This is a genomic window from Rhodopirellula sp. P2, assembly GCF_028768465.1.
GTDB lineage: Bacteria > Planctomycetota > Planctomycetia > Pirellulales > Pirellulaceae > Rhodopirellula.
On sequence record NZ_CP118225.1, the window covers coordinates 6,695,005 to 6,715,769 of the forward strand.

Annotated in this window: 8 protein-coding genes; 1 reads left to right on the forward strand and 7 read right to left on the reverse strand. The window is 55.7% G+C overall.

The genetic code is table 11. The features are described 5' to 3' along the window. Positions 1-8: 8 nt before the first annotated feature. Entirely contained in the window at positions 9-3,200 is a 3,192-nt protein-coding gene (gene polA, locus PSR62_RS23525) for a DNA polymerase I (RefSeq protein ID WP_274405396.1), read from the forward strand. Positions 3,201-4,122: 922 nt separating this feature from the next. On the opposite strand, the gene PSR62_RS23530 is transcribed toward polA, so the two are convergent. The 7 genes from PSR62_RS23530 to PSR62_RS23560 form a co-directional block, all read right to left on the reverse strand. Further along, positions 4,123-6,501 carry a hypothetical protein gene (locus PSR62_RS23530; RefSeq protein WP_274405397.1) on the reverse strand — a complete coding sequence of 793 codons (2,379 nt, stop codon included), beginning with the start codon at positions 6,499-6,501 and terminating at the stop codon, positions 4,123-4,125. Between the two features lies 1 nt (position 6,502). After that, positions 6,503-13,570 (reverse strand): hypothetical protein, encoded by a 7,068-nt coding sequence (locus PSR62_RS23535; RefSeq protein ID WP_274405398.1) that lies wholly within the window; start codon positions 13,568-13,570, stop codon positions 6,503-6,505. 117 nt (positions 13,571-13,687) lie between these two features. Continuing rightward, the gene (locus PSR62_RS23540) at positions 13,688-15,154 is read right to left on the reverse strand and encodes a type IV pilus modification PilV family protein (protein WP_274405399.1); all 1,467 of its coding nucleotides are present in this window, start codon (positions 15,152-15,154) and stop codon (positions 13,688-13,690) included. Beyond that, positions 15,151-16,473, reverse strand: coding sequence for a pilus assembly FimT family protein (locus PSR62_RS23545; RefSeq protein ID WP_274405400.1), 1,323 nt, complete (start codon positions 16,471-16,473; stop codon positions 15,151-15,153). Before PSR62_RS23545 ends, PSR62_RS23540 begins: the two co-directional genes overlap by 4 nt. A 2-nt stretch (positions 16,474-16,475) precedes the next feature. Further along, the gene (locus tag PSR62_RS23550; protein WP_274405401.1) at positions 16,476-17,951 is read right to left on the reverse strand and encodes a prepilin-type N-terminal cleavage/methylation domain-containing protein; all 1,476 of its coding nucleotides are present in this window, start codon (positions 17,949-17,951) and stop codon (positions 16,476-16,478) included. Positions 17,952-17,989: 38 nt separating this feature from the next. Beyond that, positions 17,990-19,153 (reverse strand): type II secretion system protein, encoded by a 1,164-nt coding sequence (locus PSR62_RS23555; protein ID WP_274405402.1) that lies wholly within the window; start codon positions 19,151-19,153, stop codon positions 17,990-17,992. A gap of 129 nt (positions 19,154-19,282) precedes the next feature. Beyond that, positions 19,283-20,722 carry a type II secretion system F family protein gene (locus PSR62_RS23560; protein WP_274405403.1) on the reverse strand — a complete coding sequence of 480 codons (1,440 nt, stop codon included), beginning with the start codon at positions 20,720-20,722 and terminating at the stop codon, positions 19,283-19,285. Positions 20,723-20,765: the final 43 nt, after the last annotated feature.

Sequence of the window (20,765 nt, forward strand, 5' to 3'; positions counted from 1 at the left end):
CGGTTCCCATGGCCAAATCTCGACCTCGCCCCAAACAGAACGACGACGACCAAATGCTGTTCAGCGGGTTCGACGAGGCCCCCGCAGCGGCCGCCTCCACCGCCAACCAAGTCGCCGAATCCGGGCTAGAAGCGACTGCATCGGCCCCCGGCCCGGCCGACAAACCCGCCCCTGCTGCCGCCGCAGAGCGTGACCCGAACCAACTGTCCGCCACCCGCGGGTTCACCCCCAGCCCCAAGGCCGCGACCGTTCCGTCCGTCGCGGGCAAAGGCGTGACGCCGCTGCCGACCAACGCCGCCCCACAATCCCGTGCCCCCGCGTCCTCGGAAGCCGCACCGCAGGACGCCTCTCACACGGGCCCGCGAGCCGATCGCGAAACACCGGAAGAACGCCAGCAACGGCACGACGCGGTTCGAATCGCCGACGTTGACTTGCCCGCTGTGCTGCAACGCCCCATCCCGGAAACCACCGACGATCCGGTCCCCGACCTGACTGACAAACTGGTCGTCGTCGTCGACGCTCACTCGTTGATCTACCAGGTCTTCCACGCCTTGCCGCCGATGACCAGCACCGGAGGGCTGCCGGTTTCCGCCGTGTACGGCTTCGTCGGCGACATGCTGGAACTGCTCTCGCGCAAGAACCCCGACTTCTTGATCGCCGCGTTCGACAAAAGCGAGGTCACATTCCGAAACGAGCTGTACCCCGACTACAAAGCCAATCGGGACTCGATGCCCGATGAGCTTCGCCAACAAATCCCCCTGATCCGACAAGCCATCGATGCGATGGGCATCGGCATCATCGAACAGGGCGGCTTCGAAGCCGACGATCTGCTGGCCACCGTCGCTGCCAAAGTCGAAGACGCTGGCGGCCGCTGCCTGATTGTCACCAGCGACAAAGATTGCCGGCAACTGATCAGCGAACAAACCAAGATCTACAACATCCGCAAGGACCAAGAGATCGACGCCGCCGAACTGCAAGAATTGTGGGGCATCCGGCCCGATCAAGTCGTCGACTACCAAGCGCTCGTCGGCGACCCCGTCGACAACGTTCCCGGCATCTCCCTGATCGGCCCCAAGATCGCCCAGCAATTGCTGGAAAAACATGGCACCTTGGAAGAGATCCTCCAGAACGCCAAGTCGATCTCGGGAAAGAAACGCAAAGAGAACCTGATGAACGGCCGCGAGGCGGCGATGATGTCGCGTGAACTGGTCGAACTCAAACGCGATGTCGAATCACCGATCCCCTGGAATCGATGCGTCCGCTCCGCCGCCGACCTCGAACGCGTCGACGCGCTGCTACAAGAGTTCGGTTTTCGGCGTCTGCGGGGTCGCGCCGCCGAACTGCTGGGCGGGGAAGCCCCCGTGGAAGAACCACCACCGGCTTGGGAATCCCGCTACCAAACCATCACCACCGAAAGCGAACTGAAAGCCCTGGCCCAAGAACTCGCCAAGCAAACCGTCCTCGCCATCGACACGGAAACGACCAGCACCCAAGCCCGGGGATGCGACCTGGTGGGCATCTCGATCGCGTGGCAAGCGGGCGAAGCCGCCTACATCCCCGTCCGCGCCCCCGCCGGCGATCCGGTGACCGAGCAGTCCGTTGCGATCGAAACCCTCCGCGAGGTTCTCGAATCCTCGACGATTGAAAAGGTCGGCCACAACCTGAAGTTCGACATGATCGTGCTGCGTTCCGCCGGCGTGCAACTTGGCGGGGTCACCCTCGACACGATGGTCGCCGACTACCTGCTCAATTCCGGAGGCCGCAACCATGGGCTGGACGACCTCGCCAAACGCAAACTCAATCACGACAACCTCTCCATCAAAGACCTGATCGGGACGGGCAAGAAACAAATCACGATGGACCAAGTCCCCGTGGACGACGTTTCCCCTTATGCCTGCGAAGACGTCGACGTGCCCATTCGAGTTGCCCCCACGCTCCGCGACGAATTGACCGAGTCCGGTCTGGATGGCTTGTTCGATGAACTCGAAATGCCGCTGATCGATGTGCTCGCCGAGATGGAATTCAACGGCATCCATGTCGACGCGGGCACGCTGGCCCAAATGAGCGAGCGCTTTGAAAAGGAAATCGCGGACCTGCGGGCGTTGGTGTTTGCCGCTGCCGGCCATGAGTTCAATCTCGACAGCCCCAAGCAACTCGGGGTGGTCCTGTTCGAAGAACTCGGCCTGCCGGTGATCAAAAAAACCAAGACCGGGGTCAGCACCGATGCGGATGTGCTCAGCCAATTGGCGGTCAACCATGAGATCGCCCAACACATCCTGCAGTACCGCCAAGCGACCAAGCTCAAGAACACCTACATCGATGCCCTGCCGCAATTGATCTGCGAAAAAACCGGGCGGGTCCACACCTCGTTCCGGCAAGACGTCGCGGCCACGGGCCGGCTCAGCAGCAGCGAACCGAACCTGCAAAACATTCCCATCCGAACCGAACAAGGCAAAGCGATCCGGGCCGCCTTCACCGCCGGCCAAGAAGGTTGGTCCTTGCTCGGCGCCGATTACTCGCAAATTGAACTGCGTGTGCTGGCGCACTACAGCGGTGACGAAGCCTTGATCAGCGCCTACCAGGACGACGCCGACATTCACACGCGAGTCGCCGCGGAAGTCAACGGCATCGAAGAATCGGAAGTGACCAGCGACCTGCGGCGGATCGCCAAGACGATCAACTTCGGAATCGTGTACGGGCAAAGTCCATTTGGGTTGGCCAAGACGCTCGGCATCAGCAACGACGAAGCGCGGGATTACATCGAGTTGTACTTCCAACGTTATGCGGGTGTCGAAGCGTTCATGATGGACACGCTGTCCCGCTGCCGCAACGAAGGTTACGTGACAACCATGTTGGGTCGCCGGCGAGAGATCAAAGGCGTTCGCGACCTCGCCAACCTGCCCGAATCAAAACGCCGCAGCCTCACGGAACCGGAACGCATTGCGATCAACATGCCGATTCAAGGCACCGCGGCGGATCTGATCAAACTCGCCATGCTGCGAGTCCACGAGCAATTGCAACAGAGCGACCTGCAAGCACGTCTGCTGCTGCAGATCCACGATGAGCTGTTGCTCGAATCCCCCGACGAAGAACTGGATGCCTTGTCCGACCTGATTCGCGAATCGATGACCAGCGTGATGGAACTGGACGTGCCCCTGAAAGTCGACGTCGCCCACGGCCGAACCTGGGCCGATTGTTAGGCCGGCGGGGCCGGCCAGTGGGAAAGAGGCTCAGGGCCTCAGGGCCACAGTGAGTGGGAGAGCTTCTCGCTTCTCGCTTCTCGCTTCTCGCTTCTCGCTTCTCGCTTCTCGCTTCTCGCTTCTCGTACGATGGGCTTCCAAGCCCGTCGAAATGGAAACTTGACGCGTCAGCGAGGCACCGCGCACATCTCCACAACCTCCTTCGGAGAGAAGACCTTGAACCGCACCTGTCGCCGCTCCGCGGCTTTTGCGGCATGGATGAGGTTGCCAAGGACCTCGGGTTGAAACCCGAGGCTGACAAATGTCACCGCTCCGCGGTTGCTACATCACATTGAACCGCACAACCAGTCGCGGAGCGACGGCAGCCGAAAGCCTTGGGTTTTCAACCCAAGGTCAAGAGAGACACAGTCGATCGCAAAGTCGCGGAGCGACGACAGTTGTCCACCATCCCCTCGCCGAATGCTCCACGACGCATCCCCGTGCGATGGGCTTCCCAGCCTGTCGAAACGGAAACCCGCCGTTCGACTGCCGCCATCGCCCCGGAAGGGGCCGTCGTCCGTAGCTCGGGGTGGAGGCCCCGAGATGGAAGGCAGAAACAGGAAGGTCGCCCGGATGGGGCCGTCGTGAGGGATGGTGGTGCGGTCCCACAGAACCTCGCGAATCCAGCGACCAACGACGCGAGCCCAGAGTTCTGCCGAATGGAACCATCGCCAGGTCGGACCTGGCCTACCAATCGAGTCCTAAGTCCCGAAACCCCGGAGCCCCTGTGGCCCTGAGCCCCTGCGTCCCTTTTCCACTCTGACTCTCACTCGTCCCGAACCGTGACACTCGCCTGCCGAATTTGCCGCGTGGTTGGGTTCTCCAAACGAACCGAAATCTGAATGGCTTCGGGAGTTGCGACGAACGGTGAAGTTCCATTACCTCACTGAAAGTACTCCACGATTGTCTGCTGTCGCAGTTGCCCGGCAGACGGATTGTAAACCCGAATCGAAATCGAAAGTGCTTCCAAAGGATCCGCAAACGGAGCGGATACATCGAGCGGTGAGTCAGATACAACGGAAGTCGTGTCAGTTCGCAGCGTCGGAGACGTCACCGACCCACCTCGATATTCAACATAAGGCACCGACGCAAATGGCCGGTAATTGGATCGCAATGTAGTCGACGTCCAAGCACGAGATGCCAAAGGTTCTCCCCGAACAGAGCCACCATTTTGAAGTGAAGTGCGGTACGGACCATACGACATCTGATATGCGAGGCCCAATGCCCCCCCCAAGGTGATGTCCTGACCTTCTTGGTCATAAGTATCTCGCGCGTAGTGATTTGACCAAGTGTCAAAGGTCGATTGAAAGAATGCCGCCCGAAGCGTTGTCCGTCCGGTTACCGCCCGACCACTCATCAAGAATGATTCGGGAAAGAGCCAATCCGATGGAGCGGATCCGCCAGCGGCAACTTCAATGCCGCTGTAGGGAGTCACCAGATCCAAAGTCCTGGCGGCATTGGGCGTGACGGAATTGCCGTTGCGAGAAGCATCGAAGTAGGCCCCCATCACAGGGCCACCCGCCAAGCGTGCATAGTTCAAATCAACAAAATCGCCTTCGTCGGTTTGTTCAAAGATGATTGCCCCACCACCTGAATTCGTTGAGGCTGTCTCCAACACATCCCGAATCAATGGATCCGTTACACCAACTCGAATGTCGTCCGTATCGACCCATCCCAATTCTGTGATTCCATCGGTGACCGAATCACCATCATCATCAGTTGAACCCGACCCCGGCAGCCCATCAGCACCTACGCCCGTGTAAATCGGAGCTTCGGGATCAAAAATCCGAACATCAAAACTGAGCACATCACGTGCAACGATATCGTCCCCCGCACGCCCGATCCGGACTGCTGGAGTGGTAGAGGCAACACTTGGGATATGCGATGGATCGTCGTGAACCGCATCAGCCAAATTGAATTCCGGCCGCAGGTACGTCTTCATCGTCAAACGTCCGTAACGGAACTGATTGTTGGTCCCGGGCCCCGGGCTAGCAGTGGCAGCTGGATATGCTTGACTCGGGAAGATCGATTCACGATTGTCCTGAGCAAGATACGGGTGTGGTGGACACAACGCCAACAGTGGCATGTAAGTCTGCTGATCGCCGGCGTCGGCTAGGTCAATCGGCATCCGCACCGCGCCAAATCGATTCTCCGGCTTACTCACGTCAGCCAGCGTGTTGGCTCTGACAAAGTGAGTTGGCTGCCCGTACTGGTATGAAGCAACGGCTCCAGTTGAGTTTTCAATGCGAGACAATGACAGATCCATCACCTGCTGAAGTTGAGCCAAGCCAGTCATCCAAGCGGGAGACACACCACTGCGTCCGAGCCTGGGATCACCAGGGATCGCCATTTGGTCACTCGCCGTCCAAAACAACCGAGAGTACCCACGGCTAACCCCGCCACCACCGGCATATGCAAGGGGTTCAATCGCAGGCGTACCGCCACCACCGTCGTAGACGTACAAGATCTGAGGAACGTCATCCACGCCCGACCCAGAGAGCCCTGCTTCCGAGGGAGCGATCGAGAGATCTCCACGAATCAGCAACACGCGCCGATGCAAGTTCAAGCGATCTGGCAATAAATCATTGTCGACATCCACAAACAATGGGTATCCATTCGCGGCGTCGTAGACCAATGTCCCATCAGCTTTCCGCTGCCATTCCGGTGAAATCCAATACACGACTTCGGCAAGAGTGGAACTGAACGGGACCTGACGAGTGGGGTCATATCCAGCGGGCAACACATAGGTCCCCCCAGCTTTCCTCACTTCGACCAGCCTCTTCGCCTCGAGAACTCCCCAAGGAATCACACCGACGAATGGGCTCCCTTTTTCCGAGCGTGCTGTGAACGCCAAGAAATCATCGATGTCACCATATCGGCTCTGCGGAAAATAGTTGCGATCAGCACCAACAGTCGGGATGTCCCCCAAAACGGTGGTCAGATCGGTGAACGGCCCCTCGTGGTAGGTCAGGTAGCCTTGCGTCGTCAAAGGTTCATGAGTCCCGTTGAACGCTGGAACCATCTCAGCGGTGGCGCGACGCAATTCCTCGCGCAACCGAAAGGTTGAATCTCGCAACGTGGAACTCAACTCGACCTCCGCTTGGCTTTCGGTGATCTGGTCACCGATCAGCTTGAATGCTTTGGTCAAACTCAACAACAACAGCAAAGAAGCTGTCAACGCAATCATGACCTCGAGGATGGTGAAACCGTCCCGCTGTTTCGATCCAACTTTCAGGATCATTGTCGTACGCGTTTCAGACATCTTAATTTTCCTTGTAGTACAGCACTGTGTCTCCGACGTTCAGATCTTCCCCACGGACAAATCCGTGAGGACGAGAACGGTCCACAATGGTGTAAACCTTTTGCCGTTTGATCCCATTGGCGGGGTCGGAGTACTCTTCGCCAACGGCACCTGTCGCCGCATCGACCTCGAAGTATCCGATCGTCAATCGAATCTCATAGACGTTGCTTTGGTGTGTGGTCAGATTGGCCAAGCGTGTTTCGTTTTCGTAACGAAATTCAGGATCACGTCCCAATCCACGGAAGTTTTCCAACAACTCAGCCGTCGGACGCTCAAACAAACCGGAGTTGAACATAGGCACCCGCAGTGCAAGCGCCGCAGCGGGAGCAGGCGGATAGGTTGCACTCAAATTCCCTGAACCAGAATCCACTGGAGTCTCTTCGTATTCCAATGAATAACTCGTGTCCGTCGGGGTTGCGATTGCTCCACGATCGGCGGCCGACAGCGTTCGTGAATCCAAATCAGGGTGCGGACGCATCACCGACATGTCGTGAGTCCGCCGAATGGTGGCTGCTTGAGGTGTCCCCACCTCACGCGTCCCCATCCGACCGAATCGATGCATGCTCGGAACTTGAGCAGCTGAATTGGCCGCAAACATTCCCGAGAAACGCGAAGGGTATCGCGAATCAAGTTCGGGATTCCCAAAATTAGTGTGGTTCGTACTTCGTGAGTAACCACGGCGGCTTTCAATGAACCCTTTGAATCCCCGACCAAATCTTGTCCCGACACTATCCACATAGTGATTGTGTTCACCAGCAACTCGAGGTTCGCCAATCCGCACAATGTTATTGGCTGCATCGCTGTAGCGGTAATTGTCATCGAGCTCATAGGCAGTTGAATTCGCCCACGCAAAGCTTCGGAAGATGGAACCATTTCCAAACAGAATGCTGCCACCGCGAAAACTAGAAGACAATCCACCCACCAAGTTGGTGTTATTGGGATCGTAAGAAATCACAGCTGGCTGTGTCGCGGTGACCGTTTGAGGTGGAGTCCCCGGCGGACTTGGCCAGACCGTTGGATTGGCAGGATTTTCACCGACATCAAAGGTGTCATCCTCAAACAACTGCCCACCGTAGGTCGCAGCGTAACCTGGACCGCGCCGAATGTAGTCGGGCGACGTGTTCAGGTTGATCCGCCCAGGCTGTCGATGGCGTGGAATGAAGTTGAACGGTGGACGCATGATTTCAACCACGCGGTTAAAGACCCGCGAGCTTACTTCAGGGAAAGTACCCGGCGTCGCCGTAATTTCCGCGTCTTGGAACATCTCCAAATGATCCGGACGGATCCAATGCTTGGCGTCGTAATACGGCGAAGCCGTCTTGACGAAGTCAAAAATCAGTTCAAATCCAGCCCGATTGCCAGTCAACGTTGTGTGCAACTCCGTCGCAGGAACCGTTGCTCCCACGCTTTCAGCTGGATCGTGTAAATCCGACGCAACTCCGCGGTCTTCCGCATACTTCTTCCTGAACCCGAGCAGGTATTTGAACTCAGTTGGTTCTTCACGATTCCCTGAATCCATCAACGTTGTGCCAGGTATGAACTCCACCATCATGCGAGTGTTGGAAACCGCGGGAACCCTCATCAAATCCAACGGGGATTGAAACGGGCGGTTGTGAACAACGGGCTGAGTCATCGTCACATTCAAGGGAACGCCAACTGAGAATTGGCTGTTTGCACCAGCCAATGCAGGATGGTCGGCACGCATCGGAATTCCATACTCGCGATTGACGAATCCAAGCGACTGGCTGAACTGGGATCCCACCGCATCCACTGAACGAGCGGACGGATCCACTACGTAATCGGTATTCACACCAACTCCATTGAATGTTCCACCGCTCCAATTGGCTCCGATTTCGAAGTTGAAGTAGGGTGCAATCCCAGCGGGAGCTGCCTCGTTCGTTTCCCGGAGTACGCTGACAGCACTGCTGAAGTAAGAGCGTTGTGTCAGCAAGGTTCTGTCGTAGTCACTGATCGATGTCGGTGATGCCGTGTTCGGCAACAGAGCCGACACCAATCGATCACGATCCAAATCGGGGATTTTGCGGCGTGAGTCGAAACGTGGCAACTTCGCCAGCTTTCCAGTTCCGGTGTCCAAGACAGTCTTGTCATCAACAGGCTCTGCAGACGTCCCATCGCCATCACGGTCAATCAACTGCTGGACATCTTCCTCACCGTTGAATGTGGTGAGATCCATTGGCATGAAATCAATCGTCAAGTACGGATTGTCAACGGCGTCCCAAGGACGAGTTGGATCAGCCAGACGCTGAAGGAAAACCGTCCGAGCTTCCTGGTAGGTCCCAACACCCGCCCAACCATTCGCTTCCAACGGTGCAGTCACCGCATGGTCAAACGGCTCGTCAGGATGAAACCCCGTTCCGCCGTCGTAGTCACGGTAACCATCGACGAGCGGATATTCATCGGCTGCCGCTGCACTCGTGATGCGATGAGTGGGTGCCAAATAGTAGTTGGGACCCGCGAGCGGTGCGCTGACATTGAAACCAATCGTCACACGTTCCTCGGGCTGCGTAACGCTGCTCACATAAGCGCTCCAGTTGGCATTCCCTGTCGACAGTTCATTCGGCAGGAGTCCCGAAACAATAATCGGAAGCACGGGATTGATCTCATAACCTGTCCCGTCGTCTTCTTCGTAGTCGGGCGACTGGTTGGTACTGTCCAACCCGAAATAGTCTAAACGATACTCATAATCCGTCGTGTCGTGATTCGTAAAGTCAAACCGCTGGGCACTCGGGCGATAGGGATACGTCGGCGCGGCAGAATCTGTCGTTTGACCAATCTCGGTGGACTGACGCGGGGCGATAACGGCGTACTGACCCGGCCCCAACAGATTCCCACTGTTATCAGGATCGCGGGTTGCACTCGCCCCCGCATCTGGGTCCCCACGCTTAAAGAACACATTGTTTTCATTCATCCCGCTGTTGGGATCACTAATGATCTTCAGCACCGGATCCGGAGTGATCAAGTCGGTGAACCATACAAAGCGTTCGAGACTGAGATTGTAGGGACTCGCTCCATCATTCGAAGGATCAAGGTCATCGTCAGCAAGCGTCACTGCCTCGCCACTTCCCGATGGCAAAACCGGACGAATATCAGCGACTTGCCCAATGGTTGGACGCCACACATCATCAACGTAATCACTCACCGCCACGGGATCGGTCCACGCCAAACCTCCAGGTCCTGCCAGATAATCCAATTCTTCGGGACGTGACTGATCGGACACCAACTGCTTTCCGACACGATCTGCGTCAAACAAGAATCGCGTGCTCTTCGTGACCTCCGACGGCCCCATGGCGCCATGCGAGTTCGGCTCACTAACAGCTAAACGCCAGATGGGGCTCAACTCACGTCCTGAACCAACGGTCCGGCCTAGATCCAACGCTGGCAACGTGCTGTTTGTGTAAAGCTCGAGCGGATAGGTTGGCTGTGTTTCATTGGAAGTGGCTGGCGATCGCAGGTTCTTTATTTCAACAAAGGCACTGGCCTCCGGAATCCGGAATTGGTCCATGTCCTTGTCTGGATCCTTTGCATCCGTGTCGTCAGGATCTTCGTCCGTTGGCTCTTCGCCATCCAACGTGACCGTCGGATCGACGCCACTCATCTGTTTCGAAAGATTCCGTTTCAGGCGTTTATCATGGAATGCAAGCGTTTCCGTCAGTGCCACTTCAGGATGCTCGAATCCCCAAACAACGTTTCGGCTCGCAGCGACGAGATCGAATCCCCCCACCGGATCAGGATCGTAACGCAAGCGAGTCATCGCAACATTGCTATCACGAGCATCAACTGCATTCACCGCCCACTGAGCAATGCGACGCGCGGCATAACGATTGCGAAATTCCCGATCGGCAGGATCGGTTGTCATTCCCGCAGGATAGGGGAAATTCGGAATACGTTCCGTGGTAGCAATCGTCCCTGAATTGTTTTGAACAACCAAGGCGTACATCAAACAGTACAGGTGACGAGCCAGCAGTTCGCTCGGATCCGCAATACGTTCTGGAATGCCATCTCCGTTCAGATCCACTCCTTCCCCCGCATCAGACATGTCCCCATCACCATTTCGATCCATCCCGTTGAAGTCGTTTTGCAACATCCCAATCGGTGCATAGAACGACTCGGCTTGGGCCTGCGATGGATACTCTCCGGTGTAAACACCTTGATTACCAAGCTGCGGAGCAAACGGCTCATTCGAAACGCGATCGTTCACGACCGAATCGGATGGAACCGCTGGAGGCAGCGGCAACCCGTCAGTGAGCACAGTTTCAGAGTAATCATCGACACTGAGTTCATTCGGAGTGCGAGGCGTTGGCGACACGGTCACTCGAGGAGCATTCCGTCCGTTGCCAAGTGGACGATTCAAGTCCAATCGATCCCCTTTCCTGAGCTCGACCGCTACCATCCGCGCCAATTCAACATTGGCCGATGCGACGGGAATATTCAAGCGATTCCGCATCAATTCCATCACGGACTCCATGCCGGTGAATTCAGCGGATGTGATGGTACGACTCTCGACGGTGATCAAGCGTTTGAGAGCGACATTGTCTTCCGCGGCCTCACCGAGCAAATCCAACAAACGATTTGCGCCGACGCGTTCCTGAGCATCATTCTCAACCAACGCAGCGTACTCTTGAACAGTAAACGGTTGATCATCAGCCCATGCCTCCTCAATCCCACGCTCATAAGGTTGATTGTTCACCTCATTCCAAGAAGCAGTATTGCTGGCCGACCCTAAGTTATCGAACGTTGGCTGCCCGTTGCCATCTCGCCGATCCATTGAACGGCCGAACATATCCATCGGCTGCCCCAGGCTACGGCCCGCTCCGTGAGCTTGCTCCCGCTCTGCATAAGGGATCTGTGCAACCGTATCCAACAGGTACCGTCTCGTTGCCGCCCCCTGAGTGATCAGCCGTTCGGTGTTCTGTTCACCTGGAACAGCCACCGTTGCGTCAAGAGGTGCCGTGCCGCGGAAGTTGCCAAACCCACCACCGTTTCGAACATGCAACAAATTCCCATAACGTGTGGTGAGAATCCTTGGCGTAGCAGGAGACAACTGGGAGTGAAAAATCGGCCCGTAAAAACCAGTCGACGGCGCGAGTGCGTTCTCATCAAACAGATGACTGAAGTCAATCTCGGCCGGACCGAGTCCACCACCGCGTCCAAAAATCGTCAATGAAGAAGCGGCCCCAAAGAACTGAGCATCATTGGTGTACCCCAACGGGTTTGTAGCGTTGAACCGGGCGACTTTTAGCTGACGAAGGTTGCCAGCAACATTCAGATTGATTCGCCCATCCATGTCCTGGATCAACGGTGCGACCAACGGCTTGACCAACTTGCCGTTGCTAAGTGTTTTGACCGGCAGGTTCAGATCCAGCCACACGCTATCTGGCAAACCATCTCCGTCATTATCAACATCCCAGGGGCCATTGATGGCCCATGTCGCCAAATCCGCCGTTTGCTGATACAGCGTTGCAAAATTGATTGCCGTCGGCACTGTGATCGGGCCGTTCAAAATTGGCGTCGGGTTACCTCCCGTGAAGCCAGGTGCACCGTCAAACTCGTTCCCATCTCGGTCAAGATCACTGAATGCAGAATTGTAAACGAAGTGATCAAAATTCAATGGACGCATGATGGCTCGACGTAGCCGCCGCACCAACGTCATCAAACGTTCTCCGTCACGATTTGGAGCAGTGTTATCACCCGTCAAATCTGAATAACGCCGGATGAATCCGGGAGCATCACCTGCTAACCGAATCGGCGAGTGCATCAAGTAATTGATCACGGCAGGGCGATGAAATGAAGGGATGATGTGCTGTCCCAATTTCTCATTCAGCTCGCTGGCGTTGGGCACACTGAGAGGATAAACCGGTGTGATGGAGTGGCGATGATCAGAGGGCTGCCACGCCAAGAACAAATTCTCGAAGTCAGCGACGTCATATGCTTCATCCATCTCCGGCGATGTGGCACCAGCCCGAGCGGCAGCGCCAATCAAACGAGCGTTGTACTGAAGCTCAATTTCTGCATCTGGGTCGGCGTTCGATCCGCCATCACTGATACCAGTAACACCCTCCGGATTGATCCCCTTTCCATTGAAGGGCTGTCCATTCAAAACAAATCGGTAACCAGCGTCATCACTTCCAGACGCACCAATTTCGTCAAGCTCATCCGTTGTGCCGTCACCATCGTCATTGACACCAGCACTGCCAGGCGCACCATCATTGCCCAAGGAATAGAACAACGCATTTGGAACAGTTCCCAACAACTCTGTCACGGTAAACTGACTGCCGTTGATCTCGACGTTGGGATTCTTCATCTCCGCCAAATCGATGACGAAGCAACCGGCGACAGCTCGCTCGGTCGCGTTGAATGAATTGACTCGACCGAAGCTTCTCGCGACTCGGAACGAGACCCCCTCCAAAGGCCCCTCGACAAAAGTAATCAAGCGGCCGCTGAACGCGTCATCGAGGTTGGAAGAGTTCCCGAAATCAGCCACTAAGTTCGGCCGCAAGTTCGCGGGCAATGAATAACTGGAGCCGTTGTCATGCCAAGGAGCCAAATGAGTTGGAAACTTAACCAACGTTGTTTTTGAATTGATGGTTTTGTTGTTTGAAATGGCGATGGCTTGGGCGGCGACTGGAATCGCGGGGCCCACAGCACCGCTCAGACGATGCCCAACCTGCATTCCCCGTCCGTCGCTTCCCCACAAATCCTCCAAAATCGAATGCCCATAAGCGGCAGAACGATAATCACTCGTTCCCCGGATAAGCTGAAGCACCGCCTCATCAGCCTCTGGTTCATCCAAGTAAATGTTCTGTTCTCGTTGCACGGTGGCATAGGAAGACTCTCGCATCTGAGAAGCGAAAACCACGTAGCTGACAACTAAAACGCTAAACAAAGCCAGCATGCCAAGTGCGACCAACAACACCACACCGTCACGTGGGGACGTCCCGTTACGACGCGAGATTGCGATTTGATTGTTCCGAGCAGCCAAGGCGACTCGAAGGTTGATTGAATCACTCATGGTGGACTCGATGGGATGCGATGAGTTTTTCATTTGCAGAGCAAATGGGAGAGAAGAGATCGAATCATTCGACACGAGAGATTGGTTCAAAGACAAAGATGCTTGCTCATTTTGGAACTACAAAGAAACCTGGGACTGCTGAACACTGATCACATTGGGCAGGACCACGACAAACGTCGCGAATTCATCAAACCCATCAGCCAATTCATAGGCGTAGGGTTGGCTACCGTCAGGGGGGAGATTGTCAGGACCTCTCCCAAAGGGCGCCATCGGCCCCGGCGCCGAAGACGCGGTCACTGGACGCGCTCCGATCTGGCACGGATGAAAAACCCAGTCCGTTCCAGTGACAGACACAGTCACTTCAAAAACGGGCCCACTGTTGACGCCTGCTGTTGGCAACAACCTTGGCCCCGTAATAACATCGCGAATTTTGACCCACCCAAACTTTGGTATGACCGCCATTGTCGAAGGTAGCGACGTGGTATCCACAACGGTTGATGGAGCCTGATTCCTCATCAGCAACATGTAATCACCTCGCGCAACACGAGGGCGAATACTACCGGCAAACTGGAACGTGAATTCGCCACCACCAGCCGACAAAGGCAACTGCGCCCGAGTGACCCTCCCGAGAATTTCATCCTCATACGTCTCCTGGGAAGCGATCCGCTGATCCACCGCATCCCCCACTCCCACCGTCGAACCGTACGGTTCTAGATTGAAACGACGCAGTGGGTCCACGGCGCTGGGATTAATCAAAGTGTTCCGCGATTCAGAAACGACGACGGAAACGTCGTACAAATGGGAGTTCACAGCGGTCGGCCACATCAATGTGATAGCAGACAAACGTGAAGTCGTACTGATTTGGCGGATACTTCTCGCTAATGGATGTGTTGCCGTTGGCGTCGGTGCGCTGCGAACCAACAACCCGGGTGGCAACGTCGAATCTTTCGGCTGAAACAGCGGCAGGCCGTCTCGCTGACGAAAGGTCTCACGAGCGTTGAGATTCACTGGTTGAGCAAACCCATTGTTGGTGTCGATGGCGACACGAGCAAAGCGAGGAGCGGCGTACATCGTCCCAATGTCCGTTGTCCCAATGGGATCGTTAGGCAAACCACGCGGATCATACTGAGGCTGGTAGCACGGAAACAACGTCCGGTCGTATCCATTGCGATCATCGGGCATCAGGGAAGTGGGCGTACGATTGTCAGCAGACGCCAAGAACCAAGGGTCAATGCAAACGACCCCAGCGTAATTTGGATTCCCTGCATACGGAGATCCCAGGTCGCTATTCGAGTTTGGAAACACAAGCCGCATGGGGCTCGAAGCGTAAACATTCGCTGCGTTTTGCCGGTTGTTGGGAACGAGAACGGTCGCGTCACCATCAGGAACCCGACTTCGAGCGACAGCAATTTGATTCTCAACCTTGGCCAAAGATTCATCTAACTCCAAAGCACCTTTGGCGTCACTGGTCGCGACAGGCAAAACTGATGCGATACCAAGCAAACCGATCATCAACACGCCGATGGCAAAGATCACTTCCATGATCGAAAGGCCATGACGTTTCGTGCTTGTGAAGGAATTCATTTCGATAGCCGCCGTGAATCAAGGATACGAGCGTTGAGAAAATCAACGGCAGGAATGTTCGTCGCGGGCAATCCGTATTTCAACCGGAGATCGTTCAGCGGACGAAACGACGCTGCGGAGAAGGTTTCAGTCACACCTGTCTGCGGGCGGAGCACGACCCACGTCGCTTCTGGGTTAGCAACATTGGGAAGCAAACTGTCATCGGTCGTCAGAATCCCCACCCCGGTCATGTTCACAGCACCTGTGGGCGTTGGATACTGAACAATGTCAAAAGGATTTGAAACCATCCCGTCAGCCTCACCAACAGCCAACGCCACTGCAGACACAGGCACCAAACGGTTATAGGCAAGCGAGAATGGCGCGGCACCATTGTCCGGAACGGGACGATCAGCATAAATGCTGTCCAACTTCCCGTCGGCAGCAAACATAATGACAACGTCACCCAGCAAATAACCAGGACGCACCCCCGGGCTTCCCGCGGGAATGTTCGTGGCTTCACTTCCGTGCAGCCAAGTATTCGAGCCTGACTGCTGTTGGGCCATCGCCTGAACACTGAAGTGACGCGGTTGTGACTGAGTGCCCGAAATCGAAAGGTCCAACACAATTCGCCCTGGTAACTCGACAGGTTGAATCGCCGCAGGAATTGGCAACGGCTCAATTTCAAATGCATACGTCTGCGACGCCTTCATCGTCATCGCTGCCTTATTGAAACTGCTGTCAACAGGTTGGAATTGAATCCGCGAAACGTTTCGGACGCTAGTGTCTGGCATTGTTCGTGTTGCCGTCACCAATCCGGTGACGATAAAACGCGTTGTGAACCCTTCTAGCCGTATGAAAGTCCCAACGTTGATGAGCCGACTCGCCGAAGCCATTCCCTGCGCGGCAGCGTACAACAACGACGCGTCCTGTTCGAAAACCTCTAGTTCTCCCGAGGCGAGCAGACGACCTTCGGATTGCGAATGATCCCCGCGATAGCTACTTGCTGTTTGCACATAGGAAATGCGGCGAACGACATCGTGTCCGAAAGGAAGCAGTTCATCAACCAACGGGTCTTGCGGTAGCATTCGAGAACGCTGACGTTCGAGGACCACACCGCATGGCCGCCCCGTCCGAATGGCTTGAGCACGAGCGCGGTCAATTGCACTGCGAACGACCTTCGCACCGCGTGAAACCACGTTTTTCCGAAACGTGTCCTTCACCGTTGGTAGCGCGATGAGCGTCAGCACAGATGCAATGGTGATCGCGACCATCAATTCCACCAAGGTGAAACCGGCTCGACCGACCTGTTCTGGAGATTGTCCAGGTTTCGTTCGATTCATGATCATTGAACTCCATCCAAGGACGTGATGTTATCGGTTGCGTCACCGAGACGATTCTGCGAAGCCGATTGAAGGACGATCGGACCACCTAAACCACCGCCAAAGCGTGCGCGAGCGACGTTCCCCAGCATCGGCCCCAAGTCGTAAGAGGTGTTGTGAGCTGGATAACTGGCACCACTCGGATTTCGCAACTCCAAGTCATAGAACGGATCGGGATATCGATACGTTCCACCGGTAGGAGCCATCTCGGGTTTGATGTCCCCGGTGTCGATCCCCGTCACAGCGGTGCTGAAATGCCGACTACCGAAGTTGGCCGGTGAACGATCGCGATCATAGGTCAACCGGATACCGAACTCGCCATCTGGCCCAGCACTGATAATGACCGGGAACAATGCCGCGGGACGCCGACCTTCAATCGGCGGCCAGGTTGCCGGATCCACTCCCGTCGGAGCAGGAGGGCCGGTCACGGTTGGAGCAGACGCAAAACTCTGGTAACGCCAATCTGCCTGCAAAATATCATATGGCTCGCCGGTTGGCGGGAAGTAATCTGTCGCACTGGCAGCGTCGTCAGGAGAAGCATTGAAGTTCGCCAAGGCTTCGTGCCGCAATCCAACAGGTTCTCGAATGAATGCAACCGGTTGGCCCCAGGCATCAACGATCTCTGGAATGGAATCACCATCCGTGTTCGCAATGTTTCGAGCGTGGATCTTGTCGATCGCCCGCTGGCCGAACAAATCAGTTGTCGCCAAAATCAGGTACAAACACTCCGCTGATTCATGCTCTCGCGTCCAAACCAAATCACCATCAACCCAAGCGTTCGCAGACGTCGGATCGGCTCGTGGAATCAGCGACCAAGCCCCAAAGGTAGGACTTTCAGGATCACGGTCCTGGATCTCCCCCGCCGCCCGCCAGTAATCGCTGTCGTTGAGATACAAATCAACGATATCGGTCGTTGGATCCACAGTGGGTTCAGCCGACGAAGAAGCAAACGTTTGGTACGCCAAGTCAATCTCGGGTGACGTTCTCATTCCCGCCAACCGTCGCATTGCATTCCACTGCGGCGGAACCCTCAGCTTGGCGTAACGAACCACGACCGTTCCTGAACGATGGGAAATCTCCTGCCGATACTGAAGTCGCGTTGGCGGAAACAACAAATCTGCTCGGCACTGCGGCATCGTCATCCGCGCCATCTCACGTCGCGCCAACATCAACACTCGATTGCGGTCTGGAGCATTGTTAAAGTTAGGAATCGTCGTGGTTCCAGATGCCGTCGATTCAACCAACTCAATGGCTTGCAACTGAATGTCATTCACACGTGCCGCTAGAACCTGAGCCATCATCTTGGCTTCGGCTCGCGAACGCTTGGCGCGAGCGTCCTCGTTCGCAGAGGAAAGCGCGTACGTCATCATGCCGGACAAAATCGACATCAAGACAATCACCACCAACAATTCAACCAGCGTGAACGCAGATCGATTCATGAAGCGAAGACGAAAACGGTCGTGTGAAGTGACATGGATCATTGGCTTGGCAAATCATTGTCAAAAGAACTTTGGGTGAAACTCGCCAAGTTGTCCTTCTCGAAAGTGTCGGTGGTGACGTCTGAGTAGGCCGAGGTGATGTTGTAACGTTGGACACGCGAATCCTTCAGATCAGCAGGAGAACCTGCTCCTGGAATCGCATAGACAAGTTGCCCGGACGGGTACAGCCAATAGGCAGGGAAGTTGTCACTTGCCGCTGGGCCTCCCGACGCAACCGCTCCGTAACGACCATCCAAACCAGGACTAAGAACCTGAAAAGTGCGGTCATTCATGAACAAAAATGCGGTGGCTGCATTGGCGTAAGAACCGTATGTCGTTCCTGACATCTGAGGATTGGGGTTCACCGAATCCGACATCACTGGACGAACGACATCTCGATCCCCCTCGACGGTCGTCCCAAATCCATTGATCGTGTTCGGATCCGAAGGAGTCTCGATCGAACTGTAGGTGCGAGAGTCGAAGTAGACGTAAGGAGCTGAGTCCTCACGCGCCCGATAAACAGGAAACAAGTCTCCTCCCGAGACATCGTCTGTCGTCGTGATCCGATTGGAAACGCTCACAGGCGCAGAATCATCGAGTTTGCGAAGCGACAACTTCTGCGGGTCCAACTCGACCATGCCGTTCAGACGATCAATGTTGTAGTGATACTGAGCTGGGTTTGTCGGGTCGGTCGCCCCTGTAAGCAAAGCCAGCGGGCCGCCTACTCCAGTGAAAGGGTACTGCGGGTCCGAACTGTATCCGCCAAGTGCCCAAACCAAAGCTTCGGCCCGGTCCATCGCAGTTGGGTCATATGTATTGGTGGATGCATTCCAGCACATTGTTTTGAGCAACTGCAGTTCGCTCGCAGCAATATCAGGAAGGATCTTCCGATAATGACGTTCAACGATATTCCAGTTCATGAAGTCGGGCGGGTAGTCACCAAACTTAGACTGATAGCGTTCAATGCCTTCAGAGAGTGATTGAACCTCCGCTTTGAGAGCTGCCTCTCTTGCCGACCGCAAAACGGAGGTGACCGCAGGCAACAGAATCGCCGCCAAGATCCCGATGATACTGATCACCACCAGCATCTCCACCAACGTGAAGGCGGAGCGGGAAGTGGGGGCCACGGGGGCTGGCTGCAGGAGATTGGATCGAGCGTTCATCGCTACTCTCGGAACAGGGAAAAAGGTGTTGCGGTGCGAATGGAAGTTAAACAGGTGGGTTGGGTCGAAATTCCGATTTTGCCAGAACCGAATTCTGGCGAATCCGGCTATCAACATAAGATCGGGTCTCTAAGTCAATCCGGAGATCAGCGATACCAATGGCATGAACAAACTGATCACGATGAAGCCCACCGCGACGCCGAGGAACACAATCATCAAGGGTTCCATCAACGCGGTCAGAGCGTCGGTCATGATCCGGACTTCTTCGTCGTATGTGTCGGCGACCTTGTACAGCATCGTGTCCAACTCGCCGGTTTCTTCCCCGACGTCGACCATGTTGACGACGAGGTCATCGACCACCCGGCCTTTGATCTTGGTCAGGTAAAACAACACGCACAGCACCGAGCCACCGGCGATCATGTACAAGGACATGAACGTCAGCATCTCGACCATCGTGCCGTCATCGAGCTTGCCGCCCTTGGCCGTCAGCGCGACGCTCAACACCATGATCCCGGGGAACGATCCAAACAGCGCCCAGAAGATCGCGGTCATGGGGTGGAAACCCAACACCGAGAACTCCTTCAACGGTTTGCTGATCACTTCCCCTTCTCGGATCTGGTTGCTGACGCCCGTGAACATTCGCTCGAACATGGCGTTGCCCGCCGTCTCTCGCGTGATGTTCAGCGCTTCCAAAATCGGCACCCCAGAACTGATCAGGGTTCCCAATGTCCGTGTGGTCCGAGCCAGAATGTTCTTTTCAATCAGGGTGCCAAAGATCGGCACCCGGATGATGAACATGTCAAACCCAACCCGCCCCTGTTTGAACTTCCTCATCAATTTGATCAGGATCAATGCACAAACCGGCATCGCGATCAACAGGAACCAATACCCGGCGATGTAATTGCTCATTGCGATCAACAGCACCGTGGGAGCTGGCAGATCCAACCCGAACTCGTCGAACATCTTTTCGAACGTCGGGACGATGAACAACATGATGAACGTCAGAATCAACGCGGCGACCAAAACCACGATGACCGGGTAGATCAACGCCCCTTTGACCTTCCGCTTGAGCGATTCGGCTGATTCCAGGAAGTCGGCCAAGCGGTTGAGAATCGTTTCCAACGCACCGCCGGCCTCACCGGCTTTGATCATGTTGACGTACAAGCGACTGAAGACCTTGGGGCACTTCGCCATCGCCTCGGACAAAGTCGAGCCACCTTCGATCTCGTCGCAAACATCCATCAAGGCGTTCTTGAGCTTGCCGGGTTTCTGGTTGCCTTCCAGAATCTTCAGGCTGCGAAGAATCGGCAGACCGGCGTCTTGCAAGATGGACAGCTGACGGGTGAAGGCGCAGATGTGTTTGGTTTTTGCCCCGCCCATCGCGAAAGGACGTTTCTTGCCACCGCCAGCCGTGGTGGCCCCCGCCGCCTGTTTCTTGACGGCGATCTTGGTGACGAAGTAACCCATCTGGCGGATGGTGGTTTGAGCTTCGTCCTCGTTGGCCGCATCGATTTCGTCCCGGATCTCTTGTCCGGTCGCGTCCATCGCTTCAAAGGTATAAGTCGGCATGGGATTGCTTCTGAAGTTGAAAGGGCCACAGAATCACAGGGCC